This window comes from Halodesulfovibrio sp. (genome assembly GCF_025210605.1).
GTDB lineage: Bacteria > Desulfobacterota > Desulfovibrionia > Desulfovibrionales > Desulfovibrionaceae > Halodesulfovibrio.
In genome coordinates this window covers 18,721-34,601 of the sequence record NZ_JAOARI010000023.1, presented here as the reverse complement: position 1 = coordinate 34,601, position 15,881 = coordinate 18,721, and the positions used below count along the sequence as shown (strand labels likewise).

The following is a 15,881-nucleotide window of genomic DNA, read 5'->3' as shown; positions in this document are numbered from 1 at the left end:
CAGCGAACGCTGCGGGCTTGAAAGCCTACATAAAGCTTATAACAACAAAAACTGAATTAACCAGCGTTGTACACTTCTTCATCAAGCTCATTTTCAGTACGGGAAACAAGAACAGCAGTCATTGCGTCACCGGAAATATTCACAGTAGTACGTGCCATATCAAGCACGCGGTCAATGCCCGCAATAAGAGCAATACCTTCCATAGGAAGACCTACTGAAGAGAGGATAAGAGAAAGCATGATAAGACCTGCACCCGGAACACCAGCAGTACCGATAGAAGCCAGTGTGCCTGTAAGCATGATGGTCGCGATATTACCCATTGTCAGGTCAATATTGTATGCCTGCGCAATAAAGAGCGCACACACACCCTGATAAATTGCTGTGCCGTCCATATTGATGGTTGCACCAAGTGGAAGAACAAAGCTGGCGATTGAAGGAGATACACCCAGATTTTTTTCTGTGCAGCGAATAGTCGCAGGCAATGTACCCGCACTTGAAGTGGTAGAAAACGCCACCATAAGCGCATCAAGAATACCACGGAAGAATTTAACCGGGCTGAGACGGGCAATAATAGTTACGTAGCTGCTGTATGTTATAAGTACATGGATAATTGCACCAAAGTACACAGCACCGATAATTTTTGCCAAAGGCAGAAGAGCATCAAGACCATACTGGCCAACAACTTTTGCAATAAGAGCAGCAACACCGTATGGAGCACACGCCATAACAATACCGGTCATGGAGTACATAACTTCAGCAAGGGATGCGAAGAAGTTCTTAACAGGAGCGCCTTTTTCACCAGCAAGGTTGATGGAAAGACCAAGGAAAATTGCAAAGATAATAATCTGAAGAATGTTACCTTTTACCATTGCATCAATCGGGTTCTTAGGAATAAGCCCAGTCAATGTTTTGGAAAGGGAAGGAGCTTCTTTAGCAACCTGTTCACCAGCAGCGGCAAGGTTCATACCTGCACCCGGCTGAAGCAGTTCACCAACAATAAGACCGATTGAAATCGCAATCAGCGTTGTTGTGAGGTAAATACCAATAGTCTTAAAGCTGATGCGTCCGAGTTTTTTCACATCGTCCATGCTGGTCATACCAGTCACGAGAGATGCAAAAACCAAAGGAACGATAAGCATTTTGATAGCATTAATAAATAGTGTTCCAACAGGCGCAACGTACGGAACACATGCTGGCGCAACAGCGCCGATAATCACACCCACAATCATACCTATAAGGATTTGGGTCCACAGCTTCATTAGAAATTCTCCTTTCCCTGCCGATGCAGCGGCAGTAAACAAATTATATAAAACAGCAGCACCGGTTTTACAGCGACTTATGGCACCACAACATACACACCCCTCTCTGATGTGCACCCTGCTCGTCGATACCGGCTTTTATACACTTGCGTTCATGCGTTACGCACAGGCTAAGGACATCTCTAAAAGCCACATAAAGGCGTGGTGGAAATAATCCTCAAAAATACTACTCAAGCAACAAAAAAGGCAGACCTATGACTGCCGTTACGTACCTTGAATGAGGTAAAAAAAATATAACGATGACGCTAAAAGTTATCTGTGAATAGCGCACCTTTGCGTTTTCGTCAATTCTGCTCAAAATACTTCTGCTACATACCGCAATATATCTTCTAACATCGCGCACTTTAGTTTGAATATCATAGTAAAAATTATTTTTTGACATTAATGTCATATCGAACTTACCCTTTATACAATAAAAATCCCTTTCTTTTCTGACTACTACACAAAAAGCCTCTACACAAAACTGTTGTGCAGAGGCTTTAAAAGCAATATGCATTTTTTTATCATTTATGTAAAAACGGTCACACCATACTTACTCAACCCACGCCATCTACAGTAAATACAGCACAAAAGAAAAATAAATTTATCGAGTCACCAACTAGCAATAATTATTACAGGCTTTTTTTCTCGCGTATCGTGACACTATTTTCGCTGCATATTTTGTGCTTAATGCTTTCACCTTCAATAATAAAAACAACAGCTTCACCAACATTAGTTGATAAGTCTCCCACACGCTCTAAACTGCGGGAAGACAAAATAGCTGCCACAGCACGCTTAACAGCCGGAGATTCATAGCCCATGTAGTTTACCAGCTCTTTGATTACTTCTACATCAAGCTCATCACACTCTTCATCCATGCGACATACTTCACGTGCTAACAAAGAGTCGCCTTCACGCAAGGCAACAATAGATGTTTTGAGCATATCCAGTGCAACAGAACACAATTCGCGCAAATTTTCTTCAAAAGGAAGGGCAGGTCGTGATGAAAGATACTTTGCCTGCCGCGCAATATTTACAGCTTCATCACCTATCCTCTCTAAATTTACGGATACACGCATCATGCCGACAATAGAACGTAAATCAACCGCGACTGGTGCATCAAGCGCAAGCAGCCGCAAGGACATATCATCCACTTCACATTCTATTTCATCAATAATTCTATCTTCTGCTATCACGCGCTCTGCCAAGTCAGCATCACGCTGCAACAGGGCTTCCGTCGCATTTTCAACGGCATTCTGCGCCCGTGCCGCCATTTCCAGCAACTTTACACGCAGGGCATCAAGCTTACCATGAAATTGAGTCTCCATTCTATTCTCCAAAAATTGTGTATATGTTCCGCAAACTCATCAGACATTACCCAAATCGACCGGTAATATAGTCCTCTGTCTGTTTTTGCTGCGGTCTTGTAAATAAGACTTCTGTTTCACCATGCTCAATAAGCTTGCCCATATAAAAGAATGCCGTGTTATCAGAAACACGGGCTGCCTGTTGCATACTATGTGTAACAATAATAATGGTGTATCTCTTCTTTAACTCGAAGATAAGCTCTTCAATTTTTTGCGTTGCAATAGGATCAAGAGCAGAAGCAGGCTCGTCCATCAGCAGCACCTCAGGCTCTACTGCAAGAGCACGGGCAATACACAACCGCTGCTGCTGCCCACCGGAAAGCCCAAGTGCTGAGGTTTCAAGGCGGTCTTTTACTTCATCCCACAACGCCGCATTTTTTAAACTTTCTTCAACTTTTGCTGCAATAAACGAAGCATCTTTGACTCCGTTAACACGCAACCCGTACGCTACATTTTCGAAAATTGTTTTTGGGAATGGATTAGGTTTTTGAAAAACCATCCCTACACGCCGACGCAGTTCAACCACATCGAGCTTAGGATCATTAATCAACGTACCATCAAGAACAACCTCCCCTTCCATCCGTGCAACAGGGATAAGATCGTTCATGCGATTCAAACAACGCAGAAAGGTAGATTTACCACAGCCAGAAGGACCAATTAGTGAGGTAACCTGATTCTGGGCGAACTCAAGAGTAATATCTTCCAATGCCTGAAAATCACCGTAGTAGAAATTCAGCCCCTTGGCATACATTTTCATAGTAATTTACTCCACCATTACTCAACATCCATCACATGCTGCGGCACTATGAATGCTAATCTTTAAACCTGTATCCGACGCCACGCATCGTTTCGATATAGTTTGCGTAGTCACCGATTTTTTGACGCAACCTACGCACATGTGTGTCTACAGTTCGTGCATAGCCCTCAAATTCATATCCCCACACTGTGTTTAACAGCTGGTCACGAGTACGCACCCGCCCTTTATTTTTAAGTAATTCTGCGAGCAATTTGAATTCAGTTGCAGTCAGCAACACTTCTTCACCATCAATGAGGACTTTGTACGCATCCATATCCATAACAAGCCCATCTATTTTAAGACTTGCTTGTTTTGCTACTGGTTCTGCCGGAGCATTGCGTTTAAGAACGGCACGAACACGCAGCACCAATTCCCGTGGACTGAAAGGCTTCACAACATAATCGTCCGCACCAAGTTCAAGCCCGACCACGCGATCAACTTCTTCACCGCGTGCAGTAAGCATAATGACAGGAATGGACTCAGTATCTGCGTTCCGTTTAAGTTCCTTGCAAATATCCAACCCGCTCATTGAAGGCAGCATGATATCCAGAATAACAACATCTGGCATTTCCGCCGTTGCAGCGTCTAGCCCTTCCTGTCCATCAGCACGGGTGATGACATCAAAACCGGCTGCTTCAAAGGTAAAGGTGAGCAGCTGTCTAATATCCTCATCATCTTCTACAAGTAAAATAGTATTGGTCATCTGTTTCCTCCAACTCGCATAACGGTTACATCAGAAATTCATTACAGCCTAATGGAGACATGGTTACATCAATATGACAAAAAAATATTATGACTGAACAATTACGCAGCATTATATAGTGTTTATCGTAAAAAAACAAAAAAGGTCGGAATCAAAAGATTCCGACCTTTTTTGCATTGCAAATACGCAGTGCATTAATCAAGGGAAAGACCAGCCATAAGACCAGTTTCTTCCATTTTAATGTGAATAAGACGGCTAACCCAAGCATCAGTAGCAGCATACACTATCTGCTGATGTGTTAGCTCTTTGTTCGCCCAGTTGGAACATTGTGCTCCTTTAGAAATCCTGAAGTCAAGCAGATTTGCCGCAAGATTGCGTAATCCGTGAGTTTCAAGACCAATATGACGGGCGATTTCTCCCAAGTCTACCACACCTCTGTCTGTAAACGGGGACAGCTTCTGTAAATCTTTAATATCATCCCTGACGGCTACTCCTGTTTTAAGAATAGAGTCGTCGGCAAGCAACGAAATAAGAGGTTCACTAAACGGTACCCAGTTCAGCTGGATGAGGAAGACAACATCCGAGCACGCTAATTGAACCAAAGAAGGAAGATTTATTTTCCCTTTTCTAAAGGTAGGTCTTGTTTCGGTGTCAAACCCAAGCAGGTCTTCCTCTTGCATGCGATTTACAGCGTACTGCAACTCGCCTTCATTCCGAATAAGACAAATATCACCGTCGTATCGTCTCAGCGGCAGTGAATTAATCTCTTCTTTAGTTATCTTGCGTTTATATTGTTCTGGATCGTACATCATAGTCATGTTTTGTGGGTAGTAAGAATACATAACCACAGTGATCTCGTAAAGCACTTTGGCTTAATACGACCAGTATTCTACATTCTGGCAACCCCTAAGAATACTGCATGCAAAGATGTAACTATTACAACAAATAAATGAGTCACTTTAGGGGACGCAACACCGAAAAGCTGAATCTGTGCAGCACCGTGTTTGCAGACTGCGGTACAGTCGCGGCACAACGAACAGGAAAAAGAAGGAGACCCTTTTTCTAACTGTTCAGGTGTAATTGCATTATACCGGCATACCGCAGCACAGGCATTACACTTCGTACAATCATCTGAAAATCGCAAACGCCACGGGCTAATTTTCCCCAATAAATTTGACATCACTCCAAGCGGACAAAACGCGCTGCAATGCACCATCAATTTCAGTCGGCTGCTTGCAAAAAACATTACAGCTACTCCTGCAAGACCAAAGAGTGCCGCAAGCCACACAGCCACTATCACCTCAACACCAGCTAGATTCAGTCCCAGCGCAACAGCAAAAACACTCACAGCAATTGCTATACGAACTTTGCCAACCCAAGCAGGAACACGCCCTGTTTTTCCTTTACGCATCCGGCTCAGCCTATCATCCCAAGCGCCGATGTAGCATAAATGACTACACCATGCCGAGCCTGCCAGCAGCACTGAAACAGAGAATAAAATAAGCATAAAAAAGCCGCTTCCTCTGAACAAAGGACCTGCAACGATAAGTGCGGGCACAGGAAGGTGCAAATCTCCTGTCATAAGAAATGTAGTGAAACCAAACAAACCAAGCGCAAGCTGACCGAAGAATACAACAGAAAAAAAGCCCCAAGCGTACGAGCGCGCCTTGCGTTGCGTGTGTTTATTGAGCAACAATCCACATAACCACGCGGCATACCCAGCGATACAAAGGACTTCAACAGCGCCACTCCCAGGAACAAAACGATCAGCGAGAAGCAACGTCATGTTTTGAGGCATAACACGGCAGAGCCATAACCCACCGCACGTTAATACAAAAACTGAAGCCTGACTAATTGCAGTGGAACAACCTTTGTCAAACCGTGCAGCAGCTTTCTCGGTACTAAGAACCCACGCTCCGGCAAGGCTAAACAAACATACGCTCCCCATAATGACGGCGAGACGCCCCCACGGTGCGCCGACTGCCATCCGCATTTGCACAAAATCAATTCCTATCTGAATCCACAAAAATGAACCAAGGAACAATGCCAGTGAGCACACAATGCGTGCCCACCCTAAGCGGGAAAAGCATAAAGCGGACGTAATTACAATCGCCGCCGTCAGCCATGCATCGCCAAAGCGCAAAAAATGTGCAGCAAGAAGCATCAAGCCCAACACGGGAATGATTAGCCACCCAGCTTTCATAGGGAGAACAGCGGAGGTCTTACATGCTGTCTCCGCATTCGATACACACATTTTCTGCGCATTAGCCATAATTACCCTTTGCAGCGAACTGTTTTTATCAACTCTAGGCGCTGCATCAGCGCATCATAGTTTTCTTCCACCAGCGTTCCAAACCGTAGCTTTGGACGATATTGCTCCATGTAGTAGAACAAACATTCTGTTATGGTGACAAGCACCTGTTCTTCGCAGAAAATGCCGCTAAGCTCTGATGCAAGGCGCGGATGCCTACCAAGCTTTCCACCAAGAACAATTCTGTATCCATCTTCCGATGCACGAATAGCGCGCTCTGGACATTTCTGTATGCACAAGCCACATTGCACACATGCATCCAGATCAAAAACAGGCTCACCTTTGTCATAAGAAATAGCTTTATCTGGGCAAATACGTCCACACAGCCCACAATGCGAACAAGCAGCTGCTACAAGTGCTGGCTGTTTTGCGCGAATAATACCAATATCCGCAATATGTGGACGTGAACATCCATTTGGACACAGTGAAAGAGCTATTTTAAATGTGTGATGATGTAAGAGAGGACCTCTAATTTGCGTCCGCAAAAAATCATCCCACCCTGTTTGTTCTATCACAGTGCGAATTGCAGAAGGAAAACTTTCGTCAGCATCCATCGCAAATCGACAGTTGCCGCTGGAAATTCCACGACAAACGGCTATATCAACAGACTCAACAACTGGCTTCGACATGAAAACTCCATAGAAATATCTGCTTCAAGGCATGTGTCCCGATCATCTGACACGCATGCATGCAACCAGCTATGCGCACTGTCACACATCAGGGGTACAGTGAAGCAGTTTAGTAATCATAAAAAAACGACACAGGATTGCTGTGACATACATCACACACCTGTGCCGTTGTTCTGGTAGTATCAAGTGCTTATTGAGAAGATATCTTGATAAGAAACGATTCTCAAGCAATTTGCGACTATTTACCGATACAAAAACTTTCGAAAATTTTGTTCAGAATTTCGTCAGGAGTTGTTTCGCCAGTTATTTCTGACAAAATAGAACATGCTGTTTCCAATCGAACACCGAGTAAATCATAAGGAATTTGCATTGCGAGGTCGTCAAGCAGACCTTCAAGTTCAGAAGCAGCCAAACTCAAGGCATGGCTCTGGCGAAGGTTCGGAACAAGGTCACCGGCTTCCGGCTCTTTTGTATCCCCATTCCGAGTTAAGATATTGGTTCGGATTGATTCAGCGAGCATATCAAGCCCGTCACCGTGCTTGGCAGATATCTGAACAACAGCACAGTCAGCAGTATCAATCTGCTGCTCACCTTCAACTAAATCGACTTTGTTCCACACCAAAAGAACTTTTTCTGCTCCGACAGTTGCAATCAGCTCTTTTTCGTGTGTACCCAAACCACGAGTTCCATCGACCACAAGTAAAACTAAGTCTGCCTGTGATGCAAGATCACGGCTGAGACGCACGCCTTCCTGCTCGACAATATCTCCGGTTTCACGCAATCCTGCGGTATCCACAAGGCGAATTGGAAGCCCGTCAAACGTAAGGTGTTCTTCGAGAAAATCTCGAGTTGTACCCGGAATATCAGTCACAATAGCTCGCTTGCGTCCTAGCAAACCGTTCATCAGGCTAGATTTACCCGCGTTAACCTGACCCGCCAAAACAACAAGAGCACCATCACGCCAACAGCGGGCACGATCAAAATTACCGACAAGAGTTCGAATTGCCTCCATCACGTTTGTGATGTCATCAGTAAACTCCTGAGGATCAAGGCATTCGAGGTCTTCTTCTGGAAAGTCTACAGCTACGCAAAGCTTCATGCGCACAAACTCTAAACGGGTGCGTAGTTCCGCAATGCGCTTTCCAAGTAAACCATCAAGTTTTGCCTGAGCAAGTCGCACACCTTCACGAGCCGGAGCAGCAATCATTTCTGCAATTGCTTCCACCTGTGTTAAGTCCATACGACCATTCAAGAAGGCACGTTTTGAAAACTCACCACAATCTGCCGGACGTGCACCCAAGGCAAAAATAGCCTCTAATACGCTGCTCAAAATTGCCGGACCGCCATGGCAATGAATCTCAGCACACTCTTCACCTGTAAAGGTTTTGGTGCCGGGCATATGAACCACTAACACATCGTCTAAATCTTCGCCTTTTGCATCCTTGATATGCCCGTGGTGAAGAACCCAAGGACGAAATCCGGAAAATTTTTCGCTGGAAGAGCGAAACAGCTTACGCAAAATAGTACCGGCTTCAGATCCGCTGATGCGGATAATACCAATGCCACCCTGCCCCATTGCTGTGGCGATAGCTGCAATTGTATCATTCTGGGTCATGACAGAGTCCTAAAATATTTTCATGAGAGTAACACAAAAAAGAGGAGCCGAGGGCTCCTCTTTTTTAATACTGTATCGTCGAAAACGCTATTTGCGCTTGCGACCGATGATAACACGCTTAAGCGGGCCGTCACCTTTGCTGCGGGTCTGAATTTCATCATCATCCTGCAAAGCAAGATGTACCACGCGGCGATGATAAGAGCTTAATGGACGAGTAGATTGCGGTTTGCCGATGGTTTTAGCTTTTTCAGCTAAATGCAGAGCAATATCACGCAATTTTTCATCCTGACGCTCACGGTAATCTCCTGTATCCAGCTGCACACGTACTGCTACGCCAAAAATTTTAGCTACAATACGGTTTGCAAGATACTGGAATGAAGCAAGTGTTTGGCCTTCACGACCAATTAATAGTCCGGAATTGTCGCCGCTGGAAATAGAAGCTTTGACTCGTCCGTCCTCAATACGTGCTTCAACCGGAGTTTCACCTATTACTGGGGTAATAAGGCGGTTTACTACTTCAGTAACAACCTTCAAAAGCTCGGTCTGATCCAGCTCATCAAGGTTTGCTTCAGGAATCGGGTCAGCTTTTACCGGCTCAATAACAGATTCAGGCCTTGGCGCCGGACGCTGTTTTCGTGAATGCGGTGCACCGTCTTGCTTAGCGCCTTGCGCTTTCTGCGGACGACGACGCTGATTGTTGCGACCACGTTTTGGTCCTTCCATCTTTTCTTCGCCAGCCTCGTGCTTCTTACGAGCAGGTTTTGCACCTTGAGGCTTCTCAGAAGATTTCGCAGTCTGCTTTTTCTGACCACGAGGACCTTCCGGCTTAGAACGCTGAGGACGACCACGTTCCTGTTTTGGTTTAGCAGTCCGAGCTTCTTCAGCAGAAACTGCGGATTTTTCTTTTGCTTTTTGTTGTTTATTAGGCTGAGTTTTTTCAGAACGTTTTTGAGGACGTTCCTGCCGTTGTTTTGGCTTCTCAGTCTTGCGCTCGGTTTCTGGTTCCGCCGTAACCGATGCGGCATTTTTCTTAGAGCGTCGGGAGGTCTCTAACGGGGCAGACAGTGTCTGCGAATCAAACTGAACCTGCATTCTGCGGGCTCTAATTTTTGCTTTCTTCGCCCCGACTAGACCAAAAATACCGGTCTTCGCGTCATTAATGAGGTCAATTTCCAGTTTTTCCCGAGGACTATTGAAGTAGCTGCACGCTTCCTCGATAGCGCTGTCAAGGGTTTTACCCTTGAACTCTTTGTATCCATCCATGCATACACCTCAGAAGGTAATCGCGTTTGAAAAACAGAGGCGTTACGCCTTACGGAGCATGAGCCACTGCTGGAAGATGGAGAGCACGTTGTTTACAAGCCAATACACCACAAGTCCGGCAGGGAAGTTCAAGAACATAAACGTAAAGACTACAGGCATAATAAGCATCATTCTGCGCTGAGTCGGGTCGCCGGTGCTTGGGCTGAGCAGCTGCTGGAGCAGCATGGTTGCACCCATCACAATAGGAGTGATGTAATATGGGTCCGGTGCAGATAAGTCAGAAAGCCAAGGCATATCTGTGAACGGCAGGTAATCAATAAATGAAGCATGACGCAACTGAATTGCGTTAAGCAGTGCCTGATACAGCCCGAAGAATACCGGAATCTGGATAACCATTGGCAGACAACCGCCTACAGGGTTTACCTTGTAGGTTTTGTACAATGCCATAACTTCCTGATTCTGTTTTTCGCGATCATCTGCATATTTTTCGCGAATCTTCTGCATCATAGGCTGAAGCTTTTTCATAGCTTCCATAGATTTGTAGCTCTTACGAGACAATGGCCAGAATGCAATCTTGATAAGAATGGTAAGCAGGATAATTGCTACACCGTAGTTACCTACATACTGCTCAAAGAAGTTAATCATTTTAAGCATCGGCACTGCAAGCACAGTAAAGAACCCGTAATCTTCTGCTGCGCTCAAAACGTTAGGAGCAGCGGCAAGGTATTTGGAAATCTTAGGGCCGAGGAAGTACGTGGTAGACACAGAGGACATATTGCCAGGTGCAATACCAATGTTATCTTTTTCAAGCGCAACTCTGTACACGCCGCTCAGATACTTAGCTTTCATGGCTAAGTCAGCACTTTTCGGTGCAATGGCTGCAATAAAGTAGTTGCTTTCCACACCTGCCCACATCATAGGCAGAGTGCTGCTGATACCGTTGCCGAGATCTTCGACATCGTCTTCAGTATCAAGACCTTCGGAATCAGTAAACCATGCAATGCGAGTTTTGTTATATGGGTTACCTTCATCGGTCATACTGTCGGTATCAAGAGTATAATCCAATCGAACATTACGCGGGCTGTCACCAGCGTTAATGATATTTGTTTTTTCAGTAATAGTGTAATTGTCCGCTGTAAATGAGAATTCTCGCTCAACACGCAGACCATCTACTTCACCGACAAACACAAGCATACCGTTCTTACCGTCTTCGAGGGTAAGATCAGAGCCTTTTACGCTCCATGCTGCGTTTTCCCAAGTGCGCTTGCCATCGAGCAGCAGACCAAGTGGGGCAAAAGCAGAAGCTGGCTTGCCGATAAGATCAACATTTGGAGATTCAGGTGTGTTCTCTGCTTTGTAATTTTTAAGAACAAAGCTTTGCAGCACACCGCCGTTAGAATGAAATACAGCAGTATAAAGAGGAGTATCAACAGTAACAGTGCGACCGTTTTCAGATTTGAAAACAGGAAGTTCCGGTGCTGGTGTGTTTTGTGCAGGCTGAACCTGTTCTGGGGAATTTGAACCTGTTGTAGCGGTTTCTTCTACCGCAGTCTGCTGTACAGGCTTCGGTAACCACCCCATATACTCTGCAAGATAGTTCCACCCAACGGTGATAACCAGGCAGAGTACAACGGTAATTATGACTCGGTTTTTATCCATGGGCCCTCAATAGCTCCTATGCATAGGGATTATTATCTTTGGAAGGCGGGACGGGATCGTGCCCCCCTGCTGACCAGGGGTTACAACGCAGAATGCGCCATCCGGCTAGAGCAGATCCCTTCAATAAGCCGTGGCGCATCACGGCCTGCGCTGCGTATTCTGAACATGTAGGTTCAAAGCGGCAGGCAGGCGGAAAAAGAGGCGAAATACAGAGCTGGTAAAATCGTATAGGCGCTACCAGCAGCGTGCGGAAGATTTTCTTCATTACGCTTCGTCTTCCCCATCCTGAGCAGACCTTTCACGTAACTTGTGAATGATCGGTAAAAGTTCCTGTGTGACAAAACTAAGGTCAACATGCTCAGGATTCATCCGGCGTTTAGGCACTACAACAAAATCAATGCCGTTCGGTAGTTCCCGCTGATTCAGTCGAAAAAACTCGCGCAACACACGTTTAACGCGGTTACGTTGTACTGCCGATCCTGTTTTCTTCGTCACTGCCAATCCCACACGCCACAATGCTGTGGGGTCTTCCTTTTCTAAAACAAACAAGACGAAATTTTTAGAAAAGTATCGGCGACCTTCATCGTAACACTTAACGAATTCAGGCCGCCGTGTCAGCCGATGTGTTCTTGGGAACGTTAGGCAGATAATTTCGCACGACCTTTAGCGCGTCTGCGACGAAGGATCGCACGACCACTAGCGGTTTTGAGACGAGCACGAAAACCGTGGGTTCTTTTGCGCTTAATTTTGCTTGGCTGGTAAGTTCTCTTCATGAGATGACTCCTTTAAAAAAATGAACGGACTCTTCTACAGAGTAACCGCGTCTACGTCAAGTTTATCATAAACATACAAAAGGTCAGCCCCCATTTTACTGGCAGCTGACTAATTATAACAAAATATAGTACCGAACAGCTGTGTATACATAGAGGGTTTTGCTTATACCATCAAGCAGAAACCCTCATTTATGATTTTTTTTCGCTACCTTTCCAAATCAAATGCATTCGCAGGAGCACTCAATACCGGAAAATTCGTCATGTCAACGTCATCATCTGCCTGTGGATCAATTGCAGCAGCACCGGTTAAGCGTCCACGGCTATGTGTTTTACCGCTTTTTTCCAACTGTGCAAACGCTGATGGACGTTTATTGAACATCGCCCACAGATCACGCTGCTCGCCTTTTTCTTCACGAAGCAACACCGCAAACTCACGTCTATTTTTTAGAGTGTATTCATGCGCAGCCATAACTACACCGTCTGAAATACGCAGCAAGCGGATAGAAACATACACTCTGTACGGAGTAGGTACATAGCTGCCTACAAGAACAACCTGAGCGTCGTATTCTTTTTGCATCATTTCAGAAACATCACGGGTTAAAATAAATTCACCTTCTTTCGGAACAACGGTGTATTCCTTTTTCAGACGAGATTCTACAACCTGATATCCAAACTGGCTTATACGTGATGAAATCTGCTGCATAACCAATCTACCAAGTACGGATGAATGGCGCAAATCGTTCAGTTGAACCATACTTGCTATCAATACCGGACTATTGTGACTTACCTTGCCACTCATTTGCGCAGCAATTACATCTGCTGCCAAAAAGTTTTCAGCCGAAAGTGAAGACGGCTCAAAACGTAACTCAGGCAAACTTACAATTTGTTCCGGAGCTGGAGGTAACACGCTAGTTTTTTCAGCAAAAGCCGCTGCCGGAAGAATACATGCCACCACAACGAAAAGAAGTAGAACTTTACGCATTACTATTCTCCTCTGACTTTAATGTTACGGGCAGGAAATTCTTTGACTTTATATCCACGCTCATATGGAGATACAAAATTGCCCCGCTCTTCTTCTGCCACGCTCAAAATAGAAGACGTATGCATAACGTATCTATTATTATAGCTCAGCCCGATGGACAGGATGATTGCTCTCTTTTCACTTTCATCCCACATGTCGTAGCGTTCAAAGTCACCTTTAGCCGCAATTTCGCCACCTGCTTTAGAACCGCCTATTAAGCCTGATTCCATAGCGACATATGTTTTTTCATTTTCGCTTGAAACTGGAAGCGTTGCATAGCTAAGCACAACCATGTCCTCTTCTTGCAATACAGCAACCTGCAACCCGCGGCTAATCAGCTCCGTACTCAGCAGACTGTAAAAGCCGGTCGCAAACGCCCTACCATTCAGCGGACGCATATAAATTGGTTTACCTGCAATGTCAGGACGATCATTAACAGCTTTCTCAACCTTATCGGCTACCTCAGAAGCCCATACGCCCCAGTCATCAACAGCAACATACTCTGTGTGTGCAACAGACGAGGACGTACGCGCAAAAGTAGGTTCTCGCCTTACCTTTACACAACCAACTGCCATAACTACCAGAACAACAGCAATAACAGTTGTCCATAATCTTTTACTATTATGCATGCGCGCCTCTTCACGTTTATTAATACAAGTCGTCATTAAAGACGTTTTTCTATCTACTTTTCGGAAGACAGCGCAGTATCTTTAATAAGTTGTTCATACATAAAAAAAGACCGGAGCAAGTGCTCCGGTCTTATATAGCGAGATAACAGGTTGGCTGTACTGATTAGTACATGCCACCCATGCCCCCCATACCGCCCATGCCACCTGGCATTGCAGGTGCAGCAGCTGCGCCAGCAGGCTCAGGCTTATCTGCAATTGCGCATTCAGTGGTGAGGAGAAGAGATGCAACAGAAGCTGCATTCTGAAGAGCGATGCGGGTTACTTTTTTAGGATCGATAACGCCGGACTTGATGAGGTCTTCGTATTCGCCGATAGCAGCGTTGAAGCCCATGCCGTCTTTACCGTCTTTAACTTTTTCTACGATTACGGAACCTTCGAAGCCTGCGTTAGCAGAGATCTGACGAAGAGGTTCTTCGATAGCGCGACGGATGATGCGTACGCCAGCAGCTTCGTCGTCGTCAGCAGGTTTTACGTCGTCGAGAACAGCGGAAACACGAACGAGAGCAGTACCACCGCCAGGAACGATACCTTCTTCAACAGCAGCACGAGTTGCGTTGAGAGCATCTTCTACACGGTCTTTTTTCTCTTTCATTTCAGTTTCAGTTGCTGCGCCAACGTTGATAACAGCTACGCCGCCAACGATTTTAGCGAGACGTTCCTGAAGTTTTTCACGATCGTAGTCAGAAGAAGACTCTTCGATCTGAGCACGGATCATTTTACCGCGTGCTTTGATGTCTTCAGCTTTACCAGCACCGTGAACGATAGTGGTGTTTTCTTTGTCAACTACAACACGTTTAGCGGAACCGAGTTCTGCAACGGTGATAGCTTCGAGTTTAACACCCATTTCTTCAGAAACAACCTGACCACCAGTAAGGATAGCGATGTCTTCAAGCATTGCTTTACGACGTTCGCCAAAGCCAGGAGCTTTAACAGCAGCAACGTTAAGAGTACCGCGGAGTTTGTTAACAACGAGAGCTGCGAGAGCTTCGCCGTCTACATCTTCAGCGATGATAACGAGCGGCTTGGACATTTTAGCAACCTGTTCGAGAACAGGGAGCATGTCTTTCATGTTAGAAATTTTCTTTTCGCAGATAAGGATGAGAGGCTCGTCCATTTCTGCAATCATTTTATCAGCGTTGGTTACAAAGTAAGGAGAAAGGTAACCACGGTCGAACTGCATACCTTCAACTACGTCGAGAGTAGTTTCAAGACCTTTTGCTTCTTCAACAGTGATAACGCCTTCTTTACCAACTTTGCTCATAGCTTCAGCAATGATGTTACCAATAGTAGCATCAGAGTTAGCAGAGATGGTACCAACCTGTGCAATTTCTTTCTGATCGCGGGTTGGTTTTGCAAGAGCGTTAAGTTCGCCAACGAGAGCTTCAACAGCTTTGTCAACGCCACGTTTAATAGCCATTGGGTTACGACCAGCAGCAACGAGTTTTACGCCTTCGCGGTAAATAGCCTGAGCGAGGATAGTAGCAGTAGTAGTACCGTCACCAGCGATGTCAGAAGTTTTAGAAGCAACTTCTTTAACCATCTGTGCGCCCATGTTTTCAAACTTGTCTTCAAGTTCGATTTCTTTAGCTACAGAAACACCGTCTTTAGTGATAACAGGAGCACCGAAAGATTTTTCGATAACAACGTTACGACCTTTAGGGCCGAGGGTCACTTTAACAGCGTTAGCAAGTTTATCTACACCGCGGGAAAGGCATTCGCGAGCTTTAACGTCAAAAAGAATTTCTTTAGCCATTTTG

At 45.4% G+C, this 15,881-nt stretch carries 16 protein-coding genes; all 16 read right to left on the bottom strand.

All coding sequences use genetic code 11. The annotated features are described in order from the left end of the window. Window positions 1–56: 56 nt before the first annotated feature. The 16 genes from N4A56_RS08990 to groL all read right to left on the bottom strand — a co-directional run bounded on the left by N4A56_RS08990 (window position 57) and on the right by groL (window position 15,877). A complete protein-coding gene (locus N4A56_RS08990; protein WP_293668634.1) occupies window positions 57–1,259 on the bottom strand; it encodes a dicarboxylate/amino acid:cation symporter in 1,203 nt (400 codons plus the stop codon). 671 nt (window positions 1,260–1,930) lie between these two features. Next, complete coding sequence (gene phoU / locus N4A56_RS08985) at window positions 1,931–2,626, bottom strand: phosphate signaling complex protein PhoU (RefSeq protein ID WP_295546679.1); 696 nt, start codon at window positions 2,624–2,626, stop codon at window positions 1,931–1,933. A gap of 46 nt (window positions 2,627–2,672) precedes the next feature. Further along, the gene (gene pstB, locus N4A56_RS08980; protein WP_295546678.1) at window positions 2,673–3,422 is read right to left on the bottom strand and encodes a phosphate ABC transporter ATP-binding protein PstB; all 750 of its coding nucleotides are present in this window, start codon (window positions 3,420–3,422) and stop codon (window positions 2,673–2,675) included. 55 nt (window positions 3,423–3,477) lie between these two features. After that, window positions 3,478–4,164: a response regulator transcription factor gene (locus tag N4A56_RS08975; RefSeq protein ID WP_293668638.1), complete on the bottom strand. Its 687-nt coding sequence runs from the start codon at window positions 4,162–4,164 to the stop codon at window positions 3,478–3,480. A 194-nt stretch (window positions 4,165–4,358) separates the two neighbouring features. Next, on the bottom strand, window positions 4,359–4,976 hold the full coding sequence (locus tag N4A56_RS08970; protein ID WP_295546696.1) for a 3'-5' exonuclease: 618 nt from the start codon (window positions 4,974–4,976) through the stop codon (window positions 4,359–4,361). Window positions 4,977–5,053: 77 nt separating this feature from the next. Then, complete coding sequence (locus tag N4A56_RS08965) at window positions 5,054–6,436, bottom strand: 4Fe-4S binding protein (protein ID WP_295546675.1); 1,383 nt, start codon at window positions 6,434–6,436, stop codon at window positions 5,054–5,056. Window positions 6,437–6,438: 2 nt separating this feature from the next. Next, entirely contained in the window at window positions 6,439–7,104 is a 666-nt protein-coding gene (locus N4A56_RS08960) for a 4Fe-4S binding protein (RefSeq protein WP_295546674.1), read from the bottom strand. A 238-nt stretch (window positions 7,105–7,342) separates the two neighbouring features. Further along, entirely contained in the window at window positions 7,343–8,719 is a 1,377-nt protein-coding gene (gene mnmE / locus N4A56_RS08955; protein WP_295546672.1) for a tRNA uridine-5-carboxymethylaminomethyl(34) synthesis GTPase MnmE, read from the bottom strand. Between the two features lie 87 nt (window positions 8,720–8,806). Continuing rightward, window positions 8,807–9,982, bottom strand: coding sequence for a Jag N-terminal domain-containing protein (locus tag N4A56_RS08950; RefSeq protein WP_295546670.1), 1,176 nt, complete (start codon window positions 9,980–9,982; stop codon window positions 8,807–8,809). 42 nt (window positions 9,983–10,024) lie between these two features. Continuing rightward, window positions 10,025–11,641 carry a membrane protein insertase YidC gene (yidC, locus tag N4A56_RS08945; protein WP_295546667.1) on the bottom strand — a complete coding sequence of 539 codons (1,617 nt, stop codon included), beginning with the start codon at window positions 11,639–11,641 and terminating at the stop codon, window positions 10,025–10,027. 16 nt (window positions 11,642–11,657) lie between these two features. Further along, on the bottom strand, window positions 11,658–11,906 hold the full coding sequence (gene yidD / locus N4A56_RS08940) for a membrane protein insertion efficiency factor YidD (protein ID WP_082936320.1): 249 nt from the start codon (window positions 11,904–11,906) through the stop codon (window positions 11,658–11,660). After that, window positions 11,906–12,289, bottom strand: coding sequence for a ribonuclease P protein component (gene rnpA / locus N4A56_RS08935; protein WP_293668799.1), 384 nt, complete (start codon window positions 12,287–12,289; stop codon window positions 11,906–11,908). Before rnpA ends, yidD begins: the two co-directional genes overlap by 1 nt. Beyond that, window positions 12,280–12,414 carry a 50S ribosomal protein L34 gene (rpmH, locus tag N4A56_RS08930; RefSeq protein WP_074217433.1) on the bottom strand — a complete coding sequence of 45 codons (135 nt, stop codon included), beginning with the start codon at window positions 12,412–12,414 and terminating at the stop codon, window positions 12,280–12,282. The genes rnpA and rpmH overlap by 10 nt, the downstream gene beginning before the upstream one ends. A gap of 205 nt (window positions 12,415–12,619) precedes the next feature. Continuing rightward, window positions 12,620–13,396 (bottom strand): FlgO family outer membrane protein, encoded by a 777-nt coding sequence (locus N4A56_RS08925; protein ID WP_293668649.1) that lies wholly within the window; start codon window positions 13,394–13,396, stop codon window positions 12,620–12,622. A 2-nt stretch (window positions 13,397–13,398) separates the two neighbouring features. Next, on the bottom strand, window positions 13,399–14,064 hold the full coding sequence (locus N4A56_RS08920) for a hypothetical protein (protein WP_293668651.1): 666 nt from the start codon (window positions 14,062–14,064) through the stop codon (window positions 13,399–13,401). A gap of 163 nt (window positions 14,065–14,227) precedes the next feature. Beyond that, window positions 14,228–15,877, bottom strand: coding sequence for a chaperonin GroEL (gene groL, locus N4A56_RS08915; protein ID WP_293668652.1), 1,650 nt, complete (start codon window positions 15,875–15,877; stop codon window positions 14,228–14,230). Window positions 15,878–15,881: the final 4 nt, after the last annotated feature.